The organism is Streptomyces sp. SM11 (genome assembly GCF_002910905.1).
Taxonomy (GTDB): Bacteria; Actinomycetota; Actinomycetes; order Streptomycetales; family Streptomycetaceae; genus Streptomyces.
The window spans coordinates 12,463-29,112 of the sequence record NZ_NEUE01000154.1; the positions used below are offsets into that span (position 1 = coordinate 12,463).

General features: G+C 70.5%; 15 protein-coding genes and 4 pseudogenes. 9 read left to right on the plus strand and 10 right to left on the minus strand.

Features of this window, described 5'->3' with window-relative positions; genetic code table 11:
* Nucleotides 1-2 precede the first annotated feature (2 nt).
* Nucleotides 3-1,769: a dolichyl-phosphate-mannose--protein mannosyltransferase gene (locus B9S58_RS13245; protein WP_103532318.1), complete on the plus strand. Its 1,767-nt coding sequence runs from the start codon at nt 3-5 to the stop codon at nt 1,767-1,769.
* A 63-nt stretch (nt 1,770-1,832) separates the two neighbouring features.
* Here B9S58_RS13245 and B9S58_RS13250 read toward each other — a convergent pair whose 3' ends face one another.
* The 3 genes from B9S58_RS13250 to B9S58_RS39015 all read right to left on the minus strand — a co-directional run bounded on the left by B9S58_RS13250 (nt 1,833) and on the right by B9S58_RS39015 (nt 3,354).
* On the minus strand, nt 1,833-2,018 hold the full coding sequence (locus B9S58_RS13250) for a hypothetical protein (protein ID WP_258044456.1): 186 nt from the start codon (nt 2,016-2,018) through the stop codon (nt 1,833-1,835).
* A gap of 38 nt (nt 2,019-2,056) precedes the next feature.
* On the minus strand, nt 2,057-2,455 hold the full coding sequence (locus tag B9S58_RS13255) for a hypothetical protein (protein WP_103532331.1): 399 nt from the start codon (nt 2,453-2,455) through the stop codon (nt 2,057-2,059).
* A 410-nt stretch (nt 2,456-2,865) separates the two neighbouring features.
* Nucleotides 2,866-3,354: a hypothetical protein gene (locus B9S58_RS39015; RefSeq protein WP_258044457.1), complete on the minus strand. Its 489-nt coding sequence runs from the start codon at nt 3,352-3,354 to the stop codon at nt 2,866-2,868.
* 638 nt (nt 3,355-3,992) lie between these two features.
* Here B9S58_RS39015 and B9S58_RS13265 point away from each other — a divergent pair.
* The gene (locus B9S58_RS13265; protein WP_103532320.1) at nt 3,993-5,636 is read left to right on the plus strand and encodes a penicillin-binding transpeptidase domain-containing protein; all 1,644 of its coding nucleotides are present in this window, start codon (nt 3,993-3,995) and stop codon (nt 5,634-5,636) included.
* A gap of 32 nt (nt 5,637-5,668) precedes the next feature.
* On the opposite strand, the gene B9S58_RS13270 is transcribed toward B9S58_RS13265, so the two are convergent.
* Entirely contained in the window at nt 5,669-6,241 is a 573-nt protein-coding gene (locus tag B9S58_RS13270; RefSeq protein WP_103532321.1) for a 3'-5' exonuclease, read from the minus strand.
* 534 nt (nt 6,242-6,775) lie between these two features.
* Between B9S58_RS13270 and B9S58_RS13275 the strand changes: the two genes are divergently transcribed.
* Both B9S58_RS13275 and B9S58_RS13280 read left to right on the plus strand, forming a co-directional pair.
* The gene (locus B9S58_RS13275; protein WP_103532322.1) at nt 6,776-7,165 is read left to right on the plus strand and encodes a hypothetical protein; all 390 of its coding nucleotides are present in this window, start codon (nt 6,776-6,778) and stop codon (nt 7,163-7,165) included.
* 409 nt (nt 7,166-7,574) lie between these two features.
* The gene (locus B9S58_RS13280) at nt 7,575-7,805 is read left to right on the plus strand and encodes a hypothetical protein (RefSeq protein ID WP_103532323.1); all 231 of its coding nucleotides are present in this window, start codon (nt 7,575-7,577) and stop codon (nt 7,803-7,805) included.
* A 127-nt stretch (nt 7,806-7,932) separates the two neighbouring features.
* Here B9S58_RS13280 and B9S58_RS13285 read toward each other — a convergent pair.
* Nucleotides 7,933-8,229 (minus strand): annotated as a pseudogene (locus B9S58_RS13285) (MFS transporter); the annotation flags it as partial.
* A gap of 1 nt (nt 8,230) precedes the next feature.
* On the opposite strand from B9S58_RS13285, the pseudogene B9S58_RS13290 reads away from it, so the two are divergent.
* From B9S58_RS13290 to B9S58_RS13300, 3 genes and pseudogenes are all read left to right on the plus strand, one after another.
* A pseudogene (locus tag B9S58_RS13290) lies at nt 8,231-8,449 on the plus strand (helix-turn-helix transcriptional regulator); the annotation flags it as partial.
* Nucleotides 8,450-8,535: 86 nt separating this feature from the next.
* Complete coding sequence (locus B9S58_RS13295) at nt 8,536-9,066, plus strand: YbaK/EbsC family protein (protein ID WP_103532324.1); 531 nt, start codon at nt 8,536-8,538, stop codon at nt 9,064-9,066.
* Entirely contained in the window at nt 9,063-9,914 is an 852-nt protein-coding gene (locus tag B9S58_RS13300; RefSeq protein WP_103532325.1) for a DMT family transporter, read from the plus strand. Before B9S58_RS13295 ends, B9S58_RS13300 begins: the two co-directional genes overlap by 4 nt.
* A gap of 107 nt (nt 9,915-10,021) precedes the next feature.
* On the opposite strand, the gene B9S58_RS13305 is transcribed toward B9S58_RS13300, so the two are convergent.
* The 5 genes and pseudogenes from B9S58_RS13305 to B9S58_RS13325 form a co-directional block, all read right to left on the minus strand.
* Nucleotides 10,022-11,563, minus strand: a complete 1,542-nt coding sequence (locus B9S58_RS13305) for a sodium:alanine symporter family protein (protein ID WP_103532326.1) — start codon at nt 11,561-11,563, stop codon at nt 10,022-10,024.
* Nucleotides 11,564-11,966: 403 nt separating this feature from the next.
* Entirely contained in the window at nt 11,967-12,845 is an 879-nt protein-coding gene (locus B9S58_RS13310; protein ID WP_181009293.1) for an alpha/beta fold hydrolase, read from the minus strand.
* Nucleotides 12,846-12,975: 130 nt separating this feature from the next.
* Nucleotides 12,976-13,986 carry a PucR family transcriptional regulator gene (locus B9S58_RS13315; RefSeq protein ID WP_374935671.1) on the minus strand — a complete coding sequence of 337 codons (1,011 nt, stop codon included), beginning with the start codon at nt 13,984-13,986 and terminating at the stop codon, nt 12,976-12,978.
* 304 nt (nt 13,987-14,290) lie between these two features.
* Complete coding sequence (locus B9S58_RS13320) at nt 14,291-14,500, minus strand: DUF397 domain-containing protein (protein WP_103532328.1); 210 nt, start codon at nt 14,498-14,500, stop codon at nt 14,291-14,293.
* Nucleotides 14,497-15,375: pseudogene (locus tag B9S58_RS13325) on the minus strand (helix-turn-helix domain-containing protein). Before B9S58_RS13325 ends, B9S58_RS13320 begins: the two are co-directional and overlap by 4 nt.
* A gap of 165 nt (nt 15,376-15,540) precedes the next feature.
* On the opposite strand from B9S58_RS13325, the gene B9S58_RS13330 reads away from it, so the two are divergent.
* Both B9S58_RS13330 and B9S58_RS13335 read left to right on the plus strand, forming a co-directional pair.
* Nucleotides 15,541-15,981 carry an ATP-binding protein gene (locus B9S58_RS13330; protein ID WP_103532329.1) on the plus strand — a complete coding sequence of 147 codons (441 nt, stop codon included), beginning with the start codon at nt 15,541-15,543 and terminating at the stop codon, nt 15,979-15,981.
* Between the two features lie 350 nt (nt 15,982-16,331).
* Nucleotides 16,332-16,650: pseudogene (locus B9S58_RS13335) on the plus strand (hypothetical protein); the annotation flags it as partial.

A 16,650-nucleotide genomic window follows, 5' to 3' on the forward strand; every position in this document is an offset into this window, starting at 1 on the left:
CGGTGACGAGTACCGCACCCGAGACCCAGCGGGGCAAAGACGCCGGGGACCCGCTCGGCGAACAGCCGACCTCCTGGCAACGGCGGCTGCGCCGCTTCGGCCATGTTCCCCGCCCGGAGCCCTCGCTCCGCGACCGGCTGGACCCGCCGTACACCCGGCCGGGACGGCAGATGTGGTCGGTGCTCGCGATCCCTCCGCACGTGGCCGACCGGCTGGTGCGGTGGTCCGGCTGGGGCGGCCCGCTGCTGGTGACCCTGGTCGCCGGGCTGCTGCGCTTCTGGAAGCTGGACCAGCCGCACGCGGTGATATTCGACGAGACGTACTACGCGAAGGACGCGTGGGCGCTGGTCAACCAGGGTTACGAGGGGTCCTGGCCGAAGGACGTCGACAAGCAGATCCTCAACGACCCTTCCTCCGTGCCGATCCCGACCGACCCGGGCTATGTGGTGCACCCGCCGGTCGGCAAATGGATCATCGGGTTCGGCGAGCAGCTGTTCGGCTTCACGCCGTTCGGCTGGCGGTTCATGGTGGCGGTGCTGGGCACGGTCTCCGTCCTCCTCCTGTGCCGGATCGGCCGGCGGCTGTTCCGCTCCACGTTCCTGGGCTGTCTGGCGGGCCTGCTGCTCGCGGTGGACGGGCTGCACTTCGTGATGAGCCGGACCGCGCTGCTCGACCTGATCGTCATGTTCTTCGTGCTGGCCGCGTTCGGCTGCCTGGTGGTGGACCGGGACCGCTCCCGGCGCAGGCTGTCCGACGCGCTGCCGGTGGACGAGGAAGGGGTGCTGCGCCCGGACGCCAAGGTCGCGGAGACCCTGCGCCTGGGGTGGCGGCCGTGGCGGCTCGCGGCGGGCGTGATGCTGGGGCTGGCCTTCGCCACGAAGTGGAACGGCCTCTACGTCCTGGCCGCGTTCGGCCTGATGACGGTCCTGTGGGACGTCGGGGCGCGGCGCACGGCGGGCGCGGCGCACCCGTACCGGGCGGTGCTGCGCCGGGACCTGATCCCCGCCTTCTGCTCCACGGTGCCGGTCGCGATCGCCACGTACGTCGTCTCGTGGACCGGCTGGATCGTCACGGACAAGGGCTACTACCGCAACTGGGCGGCCACCGAGGGCAAGGACTCCTCCTGGAGCTGGCTGCCGGACTGGCTGCGCAGCCTGTGGCACTACGAGAACCAGGTGTACGACTTCCACGTCGGCCTGACCTCGGGCCACACGTACGAGTCCAACCCCTGGAGCTGGCTCGTGCTGGGCCGGCCCGTCTCCTACTTCTACGAGGAACAGACCGGCTGCGAGGAGTCGGCGACCGGCAAGTGCGCCAGCGAGGTCCTCGCGATCGGCACCCCGCTGCTGTGGTGGCTGGCGTGTCTGGCCCTCGCGTACGTCGTCTGGCGCTGGTTCTTCCGCCGCGACTGGCGGGCGGGCGCGATCGCCTGCGGTGTGGCGGCGGGCTGGCTGCCCTGGTTCTTCTACCAGGAACGCACGATCTTCCTCTTCTACGCGGTGGTGTTCGTCCCGTTCCTCTGCCTGGCCGTGACGATGATGCTGGGCGCGATCGTGGGCCCGGCGGCGGGCACGGGCACCCGAGCCGAACTGGGCCTCACCGCCCAGGACCCCACCGGCGAACGCCGCCGCACGCTGGGGGCGATCACGGTGGGCGTGCTGGTGCTCCTGATCATCTGGAACTTCATCTACTTCTGGCCGCTGTACACGGGGACGTCGATCCCGGAGGACCTGTGGCGGGACCGGATGTGGCTGGACACGTGGGTGTAGCGAGGCAGTTGAACGGACAGGGGCCCGGCGCGCGCGCCGGGCCCCTGTCCGTCCGGTGAGTCCTCAGCTACCGCCGGATACGGTCCCCCTGTGGCGCCGCAGCAGGGCCTTGCCCCAGAGCGTCAGTCCGACGAGGGAGACGATCACCGCCAGTCCGACAGCGGCGACAACGGCCCCGATCAGGAGAAAGGAGACCAACAGCTCCACCCACGTCGGCTCCTCGCCCATCGTGCTCCCGCTCTGCTCCATGGACACCATGACGCCGGCGGGCAGCCATCGGTTCCGGATCAGGTTCGCCGCTGCCGCGCCAGAAAGATCGCGGCCACCACCGACAGCGTCAGGAACAACAGCGCGATCCCGCCCGACATCCACGCCAGTACGGCCGCACCGCCGCCCCCGACATCGTCTTCACGAGCGACCACCTGCGGGTCGTCCACCTGGTACCGGACGGTCATGGCGGCGCCGACGGACTGTTTGCCGCCTCCGCTGCCCACCGGAAGACCCGCCACCACGGTCCGCCCACCGGCCTCGAACGTCACCTCGCACTGGCCCGCCATGCAGGCGCCGCTGGTGTGCAGGGTCGCCCGGGCCCGCTCGCCGCCCTGGAGGGAGCGCAGATGCTGAGCCGCCGGAAACATCACCAGCCCCGACAGCGCGCCCAGCAGCAGGGCGAGGGTCAGAGACATCAACAGGGACGCCCGAGGTCCCAGGGTGCTCGCGCCGCCGCCTGCCGCCCCCACGTTCGTCGAGGGGGGCGCTCCGGGCGCGCCCCCGTTCGCCGCGCCGTCCACCTGGCTCGCCCCCCCCTGTCCGTCGGTGCCGAGCCGACGTTCCGCTCCCGCGCGTCCGATCCCGCGCGTCCGATTCCTCGTGTACGAGCAGGGTAGGCGGGTCGCCGAGGTCGTTTCTGGGGGTGATGTCGGCACAGCGAACCGGTCCCGGCTGCCTGCTGTCGGCAACCACGGCCCCCTCGCGTATGTTGAGCGCCGTCACAGTCGAACGGAGCCTCTGTGGAGGGCGGGCCGCTGACGCGAGGGCCTGTCGCTGACGCGAGGGCCTGTCGCTGACGCGAGGGCCTGTCGACGGCGGCCCTGGCTCAGTCGCCCCCGCAGCCACCGCCACAGCTCGATCCGCAACTGGAGCCGCAGCCGCCCCCGTTGTGCCGGTTTCCGGAGTCGTTCCCGCTCGCCCGGGGCGACGAGCGGCGCGGTGGGTTCCTGCGGCGCTCCTCCGCCGCGCGCTGCGCCTTCCGGTGGAGCTCCGCGCTCTCCTCAGCCTCGCGGAGCCGCTCGCGCTGCCGGGCGGGGCCGTCCGTCGGTTCCCAGGGGCCCAGCCCGTGGCGGCGGTCCGGGCGGAGCGGGACGGTGGTCACGCTCGCGTACATCCGCCCCATCTCCTGGTGGCGGTGGTACTCGGCGCAGGCGTAAGCGAGGACGACCTCGTCGCCCTCGGCGAGCGTGCCGTGAAGAACCGCTTCGAAGGGCTCGTGCTTCGGGTTGATGTCGTGGTGCCCGTTCCCCACCCCGTACGCCGAGCCGCTGCCCAGCAGCCGCGTCATGGCGCGGGTGTCGCGCTTGCGGGGCATGTACGCGACCAGGGGCCGTGCCGGCCGCGACCGGAACGTACCGGTACCAGAGCGGCAGGGCGGTCAGCAGGACCACGCCCGGGTATCCCGGCCAGTCCGTCCCGTCCCCGGTCCCGCCGCCCCAGGCGACGGACGCGGTCCCGGACGAGAGCCCGAACAGCAGGACGTACGCCGTCGCCACCAGGACGGCCAGGATCCAGCCGCCCGCGATCGGGGCGAGCACAGCCGGAACCCCCGCCTTCCGCCACCGCTCGGCATCGGCCACGGGCCAGAGGGCGATGCCTCCGGGCAGCCGGGAAACGGTGCCGCTTCCGGTCACGGACCAGGTGACGGAACCGCCGTCGGGCAGGATCTCGGGTGGCAGATGCTTGATGTGATATTCCGTCATCGGTGCACCGCCGCGCACCCCCGTATGCCCATACCGCTGCCCATGCCGCACGCCCCCCGACGCTCGCTCCCCCATGCATTCCCGGCCAGTCTGCCCACGACGGCCCTCCATCACACGGCGGAGAGCGCTTTCCAGCCAAGCATTCCGGTCCGGTAACAACGCCCTCACCGCCTGCCGCAACCCTTTAGGGTTCCTCACAGTTGCTCCTTGAACGTGTTCAGGGAGCTCTCCTGGGGAGGGGGAATACAGGATGCGCAGTGGAGCGAAGGTCGCCGTGATCGGCGGAGCGTTCGTCCTGGTGGCCGGCGGGCTCGGCTACGGGGCGTACAGCATGCTCGGGGACATCCTGGGCGTGGACGGCGGTACGCGGAGCGCGTCCGAGTCGTCGAAGGTGAAGACAGGGCCGCCGAGCGCGGAGGAGATAGCCGAGACGTCGAAGGGCTTCTTCGACGCGTGGTCGGCCGGGGACGCACCGGCCGCGGCCCTCCTCACCAACAACGAGTCGGGCGCGGAGCCGGTCCTCGCCTCGTACGGCGAGGACGCCCGTATCGGCAAGGTGAAGATCACCCCGGGCCCGGCCGTCGGCACGAAGGTGCCCTACACGGTCAAGGCCACCGTCGCGTACGAGGGCAAGTCGAAGCCCCTGTCCTACGCCTCGGAGCTGACCGTGGTGCGCGGCCTGACGACGGGCAAGGCCCTGGTCGACTGGGACCCCACGGTCGTGCACCCGCAGCTGACGGAGGGCGCGACGCTGAGGACGGGCGAGGCCTCGACGCCGGCGATCGAGGCCGTCGACCACAGCGGGACGGTGCTGACCAAGGAGAAGTACCCCTCGCTCGGGCCGATCCTGGACAACCTGCGCGAGAAGTACGGGGCGAGCGCGGGCGGTTCGCCCGGCATCGAGACGTGGATCGAGCCGGCCGACGAGGCCCAGCCGGACGTCAGCCTGCTCACCCTCGCCAAGGGCAGGCCCGGCCAGGTGCGGACGACCCTGGACGCGGGTGCGCAGGCGGCGGCCGAGCGGGCGGTGAAGAAGTTCGACGAGTCCTCGGTGGTCGCGGTGAAGCCGTCCACCGGGGCGATCCGGGCCATCGCCAACAACCGTTCGGACGGCTTCAACGCCGCCATGACCGGCCAGTTGGCCCCTGGTTCCACGATGAAGATCGTGACTGCCGCGATGATCATCCAACATGGTCTCGGAAGCATGGGCGCGAAAGTGGAGTGTCCGCCCACGGTGTCGTGGAAAGGGGTGACCTTCCACAACCTCGATGACTTCTCCATCGCTGACGCCACGCTGCGAGAAGCGTTCGCGCAGTCCTGCAACAGCACCTTCATCAAGCCGGTCAAGCCGCTCGGTGACCGGGCCGGATCGGCTCTGGGCCAGGAGGCCAGGGACTATTTCGGCCTTGGCCAGGACAACTGGCAGACGGGCGTGGCCTCCTTCGACGGGAGCATCCCGGAATCCTCGGGGGCCGAGACCGCGGCCTCGTACATCGGGCAGGGCAAGGTGCTGATGAGCCCCCTGAACATGGCGTCCGTGACCGCCACCGTGAAGAACGGCGCCTTCAAGCAGCCGTACCTGGTCGCCCGTGAGCTGGACAACCGTCCGTTCGCCACAGCTCGCCCGCTGCCGGCCGGTGTGGCGGAGCAGCTGCGGCAGATGATGCGTTACACCGCGACCAGCCCCACCGGCACCGGCACCAAGTCCATGGCGGGTGTCGGCGGCGACAAGGGCGCCAAGACCGGTTCGGCCGAGGTCGACGGGCAGACCTCCAACAGCTGGTTCACCGGCTTCAGCAACGACCTCGCCGCGGCGGCGGTCGTCCAGTCCGGCGGCCACGGCGGCGACGCGGCGGGCCCGGTCGTGGCGGAGGTGCTGCGCGCGGGCGGCTGAGGCCCCAGGGTCCGACGTACTGGGCAGCGGGCCTACCCCGCCGCCCGGTCGCCCCGCCCCGCCAGGTCCAGCACCAGGGCGGCGATGTTCCACGCGTCGTCGTCGCCCCGGTGGTGGCGGCCCTCCAGCGGGAGGCCCGCCACCTCCAGCGCCTGGGCCATGCCGGGGCGGCGGCGCAGCCCGTACGAAGCGGTGAAGGCGACCTTGACTTTGGTGTGGCGCCGCCCGAACGGATACTCCGTCCCCGTCGCCCGGCACTGGCGGGCGAACTGGTTGCGGTCGTAGTCACCCCAACTGGCCCACGGCAGCAGCCCCGTACGGTGCTCGGCGGCCAGCGCCCGGCAGGCCGCGGCGAAGGAGAGGCCGCCGCCCACCTCCGCCTGCGTCAGCCCGGTCAGCTCCGTGCAGAACGGGCTGACCGTCGAGCGTACGGGCCGGACCAGCAGCCGGTGCTTGGCCAGCCGCTCGCCCGCGCACAGGTCGACGACGGTGAGGCCGATCTCGATGATCTCGCTCACCTGGCCGGGCGGGGGCTGCCCTTCCCAGCAGGTCGCCTCGACATCGACCACGTTCACCAGGTGCTCGCCCTGTTCGCCCGCATCCATGGGACGAGCGTAGAAGCACCCCTGCCCCGGGTCACCCGGGATTCTGGAAGCATCGGTAGCCCAGCGAGGTCACATCGCCTCTGTCGGGCAGGGCCCCTCTCCGTCGGGGTCACGCGGCCTGGAACGACCAGACAGGCCCGGTGCCTTACCGGCCTGGTCCTGGGATGGAGTAGGACCGGGTTCGCAGCGGCCCCGGCAGCCCACGCGACCGCCGGGGCTGTTCCTGTGCAAACTGCCGCTGACCCTGATTTCTTGCCCTGCAGGCCCACGAGAAAGGGTCGCGTGGAACGTCGAAGGGGCGCCAGCTGTGCTTGGTGGCCCTTCGGGAAGTCATAACCCACCCGGACCGCCATATCTGGACCACCACGGGTCGCGCCACATCCAGGACCAGCTCACCGTCCAGCCCCACGCCCGGTGTGCCAGCGCCTCCACCTGGACAGTGGTCGTAGCCTGCCCGGCTCCCGCCTCGGATAGCGTGTTCCTCTACGGGGTGCCATAAAGGATGTGACGCCCACTACCGGAGGTAGTCAGCGTATGAGTTCAAAGCGCAGCAAAAATCCAGCTCTGCCCGTACTCGACGACGCGTTCCGACTCGCGTCGGTCAAGGAGGCCGAAGAGTCCACCCGTGACTTGGCCGCGCGGCTGGCCACCACCGAGCTGCGCCGCGTTTCCCACCCGGGCCGGGTCACCTGGGAGGCCACCGATCAGGCCGAGCCCGTACCGGTCCCGCCGACTGTGGTCGACGGTGACGGGGACCTGTGGCTGCGGGACCGGGGCACTGGCACCTGGACCATGCCCGAGTTCAACCCGAAGGAGTTCCCGGCCCGCTGTGGCGAGGTTTTGACGTGGAACGAGCTTGCGTGCGAGTTCGGCCCGCTTACCGCACTGGCCGACGACCGCCGCATCGGCGGCGGCCGGCGCTGACCGCGCGGCCGTTTGGGACGACCGCGCCCCTGAAGCGCCCGCTACGGGTAGCTGGGAGCTCCAGTTCACCGCCGAGCTCGACGATGGCGGCGAGCAGGTGAGCGCGGTGGTGGCGTGCGACCGCCTTGAGCAGCGTGGTTGCCCGGCTCAATGGCGGCCGGGGACGCGTTCCGTGCACCGCGAGGCCGTCGAATACCGCCCGGCAGAACCACAGGGAACCCGACGGCTCCTTGGGAGCTGACCCACTCACGCCCCATCTCCTCGACGCGCCGTGCGGCGAGCCGCCGGGGCCGCAGGCGGCCAATCAGGTTCTCTGCGCCGGGATCTCCGCGTGCCGCGTAGGCCGTCGATCGGCCTGATGGTCAAGGTGGCTTCGCAGGCATATGCCGATGACACGAGGAGAGCATTCATGATCCGTCGTATCGCGATCACCCTGGCCACTGTCGCCGCAGCCGGCTTCGTCGCCGCGGCCCCGGCTTCCGCGAACGGGGAGAACGGCCACACCGGCGGCGGCCACGCCGGCATCGAGGCCGGCTGGGCCAGTGGCGAGTACCAGAACCTGGGCGGCCCGTACGGGATCACCACCGTCAAGGGACAGGCCACCTACTTCGACGCGGAGCGCGGCTGGGTCGTCCGCTGACTACGACAGCCGGACGCACGCAACCGCGGAGTTCCGGATGAAAGTGAGGGCCTGCGCCACCCTGGCACGGGCCCTCACCCATGCCATCCCCCAACAGGCCAGCGCCGACCGCGCCCCCTCCCGCAGGTCACCCGGCTTTCGCCGCCCCGCTCCCGGAATGCGCGTCGGCGGTGCCGGGCAGCACGGCCCGCGGCGCGCCCGGTTCGGGCAGGATGCGGAAGAACAGCCAGCTCAGCACGGGCATCAGCACGAGCGGCGCCAGGGCGGTCCGCAGGGACGTGGCGTCGGCGAGGGCGCCGACGGCGGGGCTGGCCAGACCGCCGATGCTGACGGTCAGGCCGAGGGTGATCCCGCCGGCGGTGCCGACGCGGGAGGGCAGGTAGTCCTGGCCGAGCGTGACCTGCAGCGAGAAGGGCACGTACAGGAGCGACCGGACCCTGTCGCGGCTGTTCCGCAGTGACCTCGGCATGACGTTCCCGCAGTGGCGCACCCAGCTCCGTCTCCACCACGTCCTGATCCTCCTGACGGAGCGGACGCCGGTGACTTCGGTGGCGCATCAGTGCGGCTGGTCGTTCACCAGCGCCTTCATCGACGTCTTCCGCCGCGCCTTCGGCCACACCCCGGGCTCGCACGCGGCAGGTTGAGGGCACGTACCCGGACGGCGACGGCCTCGCGCCCACCACCCGGAACCCCCTCGCGTGCATACTGCACCGACCGCTAGCGTGCAGCCATGAGCACATCCGGAACCCCCGAAACCTCACCCGCCCCCCAGCCCGCGGCCCCCGTCTCGCAGGCCCACCCCCGGTTCGCCGAGGCGCTGGCCGAGCTGGGCCTCCAGGTCGAGGTGCGCCGCTTCCCCGACGCGACCCGGACCGCCGCCGAGGCCGCCGCCGCGGTCGGCTGCTCACTCGGCGAGATCGTCAAGTCCCTGGTATTCGCGGCGGACGGCGTGCCCGTGCTGGTCCTGATGGACGGCTCCTCGCGGGTGGATGTCGAGCTGGTACGGCGTGAACTGGGCGCGGGGAAGGTCAAGCGGGCGGACGCGGACCTGGTCCGGGAGACGACCGGGTACGCCATCGGTGGCGTACCGCCCTTCGGTCACGCCACCCGGACCCGGGTGCTGGCGGACCGGCGGTTGCTGGACCACCCGGTGGTGTGGGCGGCCGCGGGCACTCCGCACACGGTGTTCCCGCTCGACCCGAAAACGCTGATCGCCCACGCGGGCGCGACGGTCGTGGATGTGCGCGAGCCCGCCAAGTGACCCCTCTGGTCGCCTTCGCGGTCCTCATAGCCGCTGTCACGCACGCCAGTTGGAATGCCATCGCCCATGCGATCAAGGATCAGCTGCTCTCCTTCACGCTGATCTCCGGCGGCGGTCTGCTGATCGGCGGGGCGATGGCCCTGTTCGCCCCGCTCCCGGCAGCGGAGGCCTGGCCGTATCTGGTGGTCTCGGCCGCGCTGCACGTGGTGTACATGCTGCTGCTGATGCGTTCGTTCACGCTGGGCGACTTCGGGCAGATGTACCCGATCGCCCGGGGCACGGCCCCGCTGGTGGTGACGGTCCTGGCGGCGGTGTTCGTCGGCGAGCGTCCGAACGGCTGGGCCACGGCGGGTGTGGCGGTGGCCTCGGCCGGGCTGGTCGGGCTGGCGCTGTGGGGCATCCGGAGCTCGGGGAAGCGGCCGCACTGGCCGGCGGTCGTGGCGGCCCTCGGCACGGGGCTCGCCATCGCCGGGTACACGACGGTCGACGGCGTCGGGGTCCGCGCCTCGGGCACCCCGCTCGGTTACGTCGCCTGGCTGATGGTCCTGGAGGGCCTGGCGATCCCGGCGTACGCGTACTACCGACGCCGCGCCGAACTGGCAGCGCAGCTCAGGCCGTTCGTCGGGCGCGGACTGCTCGGCGCAGCCCTGTCGGTGACCGCGTACGGGCTGGTGCTCTGGGCCCAGACGAAGGCCCCGCTCGCCCCGATCGCGGCGCTGCGCGAATCGTCGATCATCGTGGGTGCGGCGATCGGCACGCTGTTCTTCAAGGAGCGCTTCGGGGCCCCGAGGATCGCGGCGGCCGGGCTGATGGTGGTCGGCATCGGGCTGATGCTGCGCACGACGTGATGCCTCCCTGCCCGCACACGACGTGACGCCCCCGTGCCCGCGTACAGCGTGATGCCCCCCGCCCCTGCGGACCGGCAGGGGCGGGGGGCATCAGCGAGAGGTCGGGGTCAGACGGTCACCTTCTCCTGCTCCTCGCCCTTGTCCCCGTCGGTTCCGGCGGTTCCTCCGGCCTTCCGGACCCGGACGTACTCGAGGAAGGTGTTGAGCTCGCGCTTGACGACGGGCGCGAGGAGGTAGAGGCCGATGATGTTGATGACGGCGAGGGTGAAGAGCACCGCGTCGGCCAGATCGATGAGGGTCTGCAGGGTGAGCAGGGACCCGGAGACGGCGAACACGGTGTAGAGGAGCTTGTAGACGGTCTCACTGGTGCGGCTGCGGCCGAAGAGGTACGTCCAGGCCTTGAGGCCGTAGTAGCCCCAGGTCAGGACCGTGGAGAACGCGAAGAGGATCACCGCGACGGTCAGGACGTACGGGAACCAGGGCAGCACGGTCTCGAACGCGTCCGAGGTGATCGTCACGCCGCCGATGGAATCGTCGTTGCGCGCCTCGCTCCAGCTGGCGGGGTTGGCGATGACGATCGTCAGCGCGGTCATGGTGCAGACGACGACCGTGTCGATGAACGGCTCCAGCAGGGCGACGAGGCCTTCGCTGGCAGGGTGCTTGGTCTTGACCGCGGAGTGGGCGATCGGCGCGGAGCCGAGACCGGCCTCGTTGGAGAACGCGGCCCGCTTGAACCCGATGATCAGCGCACCGAGCACACCGCCCGCGACACCCTGGGGGTTGAACGCGCCCTCGATGATCGTGCTGATCGCGGCGGGTACGGCGGTGACGTTGACCAGGATGACCACGAGACACGCGGCGATGTAGATACCGGCCATCGCGGGGATGAGCCGGCTGGTGACCTGGGCGATGGAGCGGATGCCGCCGAGCAGCACGATGCCGACGAGCGCGGCGACGAGGATGCCGAAGAAGAGCGCGCCGCCGGAGGAGCCCATCGCACCGCTCTCGCCACCGGTGACGGAGACGAGCTGCGCGTAGGACTGGTTGACCTGGAAGAGGTTGCCGCCGAAGAGCCCGAAGAACAGGATCATGATCGAGGCGAGGACGGCGAGTACCTTGCCGAGGCTCTTGCCGTTCTTCCCGAAGCGCTCGGCCAGCCCCTTGGGCAGGTAGTGCATCGGTCCGCCGGAGACGGTGCCGTCGGCGTGGATCTCGCGGTACTTCACACCGAGGGTGACCTCGACGAACTTGGTGGCCATGCCGAGGAGGCCGCAGAGGATCATCCAGAAGGTGGCTCCGGCGCCGCCGATGGAGACCGCGACGGCCACACCGGCGATGTTGCCGAGGCCGACCGTGCCGGAGACGGCGGCGGTCAGCGCCTGGAAGTGGTTGACCTCGCCCGCCGAGTCCTTGTCGTCGTACTTGCCGCGCACCACGTCAACGGCGAGACGGAACTTGCGTACCTGGACGAATCCGAACCAGCCGGTGAAGACGAGGCCCGCCACCACCAGCCAGGTGACGATGAGCGGTACCTCCGCCCCGGCGATGGTGATGGAGTAGAAGACGATCCCGCCCAGCCAGTCGGCTATGGGCTCGAAGAACCCGCTGACGGATTCGTCGATGTTCTCGGTAAGGGAGTCGAGTGTCACGTTGGCTACCTCGATGACGCGGGAACGGCGGACTTGGGGGTGCCTTGGCCGGTCGGTGTGCGATGGGGGGGATGAGCGAACGACGCCGTCCGAATGGCGAACCGGCGTGCCGCACGGGGCGGCTACGGCGGTGATCGCGCTGGACTGCTGCCGGTTGAGCCCCGGCACTCCACTGCGACGGTGCTTCCGCCTGCGAAGTTGGGCATTTGTACCACGGCACTTAACGATCCAATAGTGACGCGGATCACATCTTCGGATAATGCGCGTGAAGATGCCGGGCGAGTGACGTCATCGTTATACGGATACCGAGATACGTTTAACGGACACCTATTTGCGGGGCGGGCAGCCTTCGAGCGGCCGGAGGCGACGCGGGGCACCGGGTGCACGACCCGGCAGAGGCGTATCAGCCCCCCAGCCCCGCGCAGAACTCCTCCACCACAGCGGAGACCTCCGCCGGTGCCTCGTCCAGCAGAAGGTGCCCCGCTCCCTTGATCACCCGGAACTCCGCCCCGAGGCGACGCCGCGCGGCAGGGCCCAGCGCGCGCGGGGGCAGAAAGGGGTCGAACCGCCCCGTGGCGACCAGCGTCGGCACGGAGCGCCGTTGTTCGAGCAGACCAGACGGCAGCGGGGGCGGGGCGAGGCTGGTGCGGCAGCTACGTGCGACCAGATGCATCCAGGCGCTCAGATGGCCGGGGAGCTCGCCCCGCCCCGGAGCGGCCATGTGGCGCAGCAACGCCGCCGACCGGGCGGCCGAGGGCTGCAGGAGCCAGGGGACGGTGGCGGCCAGGAGTGGGACGGGAACCCGCAGCCGCGTGATGCCGGCACCGGAGAGCACCACCCGGCCGACGATCCGCGGAGAGTCGCAGGCGAGCGCGACCGCACCCCCCAGGGAATGGCCCACCACCACGGCCGGCCCCGGAACGGACTGCGTCAGGGCCTCGCCCAGCCAACTCCCGTACCAGGGCATGCGCCGGAAACGAGGGCGTCGGCCCGCGCTGAGCCCCGGCTGACCGGGCAGGTCCAGGATGGTCACGCGCCGTTCCCGGGCCATCACCTCCACCAGGGGCAGGCACAGGGCGGCGTTCATGTTCGTCCCCGGCAGCAGCACGACACCCGGCTCCCCGTCGCGCGTCGGCTCCGGGCCCGCGGTCACGACGGCGGTGACTCCCGCCGACGTCACCACCTCACTGCGGACATGGGCGATGCCCCAGTCCGCGACCCGGTTCACGCACCAGGACCGCACCTCCCGTCGCGCGTTGTCGTTCTTGTAGACCGAGGTCACGTGACCGTCCTTGTCGTCGTCGGCACAGGGCGTCGGCAGGTCGTCGGCAAAAGGGCACCGGCATTGAGGACGTCGGCATTGAGGACATCGGCATCAAGTCGGAATCAAGGGGAACGCTCCTCGCCGTCGTCTACGCCTTCTGCGCGGGCCAGCCGAGAATCCGGGCCCCGATGACAGCGGTCTGCAGGGCGTAGCGGTGCCTGGGGTCTGCCGGGTCGGAACCGGTGAGCTGGTGGATGCGTTCGAGGCGGTATGTGAGTGCGCGGACACTCAGGGAGAGGCGCCGGGCGGCCTGGGTGGTGACGCAACCGGAGTCGAAGTAGGCCGAGAGGGTCTCCAGATGCGGTTCCGGGCCGCCTCGGGCCTTGAGGAGCGGCCCCAGGGTGGTCCGGACGAGGTCGGCCATGGCCTGCCGGTCCCGGGTCAGCACCGGGTAGACGAGAAGATCCGCGGCCTGTAGCACCGGGTCCTCCAGATCGAGACGGCCCGCCAGGTCCAGAGCCCGGAGTGCCTCCTCGTACGAGTGGACGACGCCACCGGCGCCGGGGTGCGGCCGTCCGATCGCAGCCCGTCCGCCGTCGGTCGCGGCGTGGGCCTGTTTGGCGAAGTACGTGAGGACCTGGCGCTGATCCCCGGGAGCGATGCAGATCAGCCGCCCGTCCTTGGTGGTGAGGAGGATGCTGCGCTCCCCGAAGCGGCCGGTCACGGCCCGCTCGACGAGACGGGGCACGGGGTCGCCCTCGGTGTACGGGACGGGGCCTTCGGCTACGGCGACGGCATGGGCGAGGGAGAACCGCAGCCCGAGCTGCTCGGCGCGTTCGGCCAGTACCCCCGGCTCGCCGCTCCCGTACAGAAGATCGTCGATGAACTCCCGCCGGGCCGCCTCCTGCTGCCGGACGGCGAGTTGCTGAGCACGTTCGTAGCCCTCGCAGAGCGCTTCGACGGCCTGTTGCACGGCGGCGAGCACCCGGTCGGAACCTGCCGTCCCGGCGGGCCAGGCAGCCCGGGTCCGGGACAGATGACGCACGACCAGGGCCCGCAGAGTGGTGCCGTTGACCGCGGCCGCCTCTCCGAAGGACCGGAGCTCTTCCAACTCGTCCCCGGTGGGCCCCTGGCCCGTTGCCGCGACCGCGTCCAACAGAGCTTCGAAACCGGGGTAGGTCTGCGCGGAGGTCGACGCGGAAGCGCCGGTTCCACTCGTCGCGTGCACGACAGCATGCCGCCCGCCCTCGGGCGCCTTCACCGGCAACCGCAGGGCCGGGCCCTCCTGAAAGGCGGTGGCCCCGGGCGTCTCGCTCGCTGGCACAGGCTTTTGTCCACGACGGACAACCCTCCGAAGTCTCGGCAAGCGGAGGGACGGATGCCCCTCCGACGCCGACCAGACTTCCCGGCACACCAGCGCGCATAGCGACGCGTTGCCCGCATCATAGTGGCGGGGCGGGAGATCAGGCCCCTGCGGCGTACGCGACGAAGCCCGCCCACGCGGTGGGAGTGACAGCGAGGCGGGGACCCTGGAGGTTCTTGGAATCGCGTACGAGGACAGTGTGCTGGGCGGTCGCGACCTCGACGCAGTCATTCGGGTTGCTGCTGTCGCTGTAGCTGCTCTTGAACCACCGCAGCTCAGACACTTCCCCGGCAGAGGGCCTGTTGGTCATGTCTCTCCCAGCACTTGCTCGATGAAGGCCTGGGACTCCTCCGGCGTGAGAGCCCGAGCCCGGATGTTTCCAAACCCTAGCTCAAGGATACGGAGCTGCTTCGGGTGCGCGATGGGCCTGCCGGCGAACTCGTCGTCGGCCCGGCCGACAGCCGAACCGTCAGCGAACTTCAGCACCTGGATCCGCCCGCCCGTTCCTGGATGATCCCATCGCGAAGTCGGCATGACCTGAATATCGACGAAGGGCAATTCCCCGACGCGAAGCAGGTTCTCAAGCTGACGTCGCCAGATCGCGTCCCCTCCGATCGGACGACGCAGCGACGCCTCTTCCTGGACGAAACTGAGCTCGGGGGCAGGCGACCGGTCGAAGATGGAGTGCCGGGCCATACGCCCGGCCACAGCTCACTCCAGCTCGTCCGGCGTCAGAACAGGGCGTCGCGTGCCGAGCAACGCCCTCGCATACTCCTCCGTCTGCAACAGACCGTGCAGGTTGTGGCTGCCGTACGCGGCCAGCTCGACGGCCTTGGCCTCCAGCTTCGCCAAGTCCCGGATCTTCTTCGGGTACCGGACCTCCGCCAGGTCGGGCTTCATCGCCGCGAGCTTCCCGCCCGCCCCCACCGCCACATCCACGGCGTCCATGAACTCCGGGCGGGGAATGCGCCGCCCGCCCTCCACCTTGTAGACGAGGTCCTCGCCGTACCCCATGGCGGAGCCCAGCTCACCCGCCCGCAGGCCCGCCGCCTCGCGCCAGGTCTTGATCTGGCGCCCCACCGCCGCGACGACCGCCGCTCCCGACTCGTCGTCCGGGTCGACCTCCCAGCCGGGCTCGTCCACCCCGCCGTCCCCGCGCTCCGTACCGTCACCGACCATGCTCATGCGAGCCCCCGCTTCCGACGTGCGTGCCGTTCTTTCCTCAACCGCGTCCGTTCCCCGCAGGTCACCCTCGACAGCCCGGACAGCACCGGACAAGCCCAGGACACTCACCGTACGCAAGGGCTCCGTCACTAGGCACGGTACGCAGACGCGGCCACGCTGAGTGACATGAACCAAGAAATCGTCCGCACCCAACACACTCCTGCCGAACGGGCGTTCACGGTGCTGCTCTCGCCCACCCGCCGGGGTGCCCGGCTCGCCCGACTGCTCACCGCAGCCCATCTCGGGGCGTGGGGACTCCCGTCGGAGGCGGAGGCGGCGGCGCACATCGTGGCCGAGCTGGCGGCGAACGCCAGTGTGCACGGACGCGTGAAGGGCCGGGACTTCCAACTCGACCTCACCGTCAGCGGAGGCACGCTGCGGATCGAGGTGACCGACACGCGCGGCGACAGCGTTCCGCCCGGGCCGGGAGCGGTGAAGCCGCCCGAGGACGACGCGGAGACCGGGCGGGGCCTGCTCATCGTGGAGGCGCTGGCGGACCACTGGGGCGTCACCCCGGGGCCAGTTCCCCGCAAGACCGTATGGGCGGAAATCAACCTCGTACGGTGACGGCTCCTGCCGGGTCGTGCGCTGGTGCGACCCGGTGCGTCCCGGTGTGTTCCCGTACAGCCCCGACCGGATCGTTCCCGACCGCGACCCGGTGAAGCGCGACATCAACTACTCAAAGAAACAAGAGAAACAACCCAACCCAACCCACTCCCGCCGGCCACCTGACGCACCCCGGAGGGCGCCTACGGGCGCCGTCACCCACACGGGTGAGGTTTGCCAACTCGGCTCGCTTTTGGCCCGGTTGCCCGGCATATGCTCGGGCCGACACCACACCGGACATACGTCGGCCCCCGACCGGGACTGCAATCCCAACCGAGGGCCTGACCATCAAGGAAGCGACACCTTCCCCAATGGATACCCAGCAGAATACTGCGCTCACCCGCGCCCTGGCGGAGATTCCCGGGCCTCTCCCGGCCCGAGGCGTGATCCACATCGAGATCCCGCACACCACCCGCTTCACCGTCGTCGGCAACCACCTCGCCCAGCACCCCGACCTCAGCTGCACCGCAGTCGGCATCGCCGTACGCATCCAGTCCCTGCCCCAAGGGACGAAAGTCGGCATCAAGGCACTCGCCGCCCACTGCCGGGAGGGCGAGAAGCGCATCGCCACCGCCCTGCGCGAACTGGAAGCCTTCGGCTACCTGCAACGCGTCCGCGACCGGCTGCCCA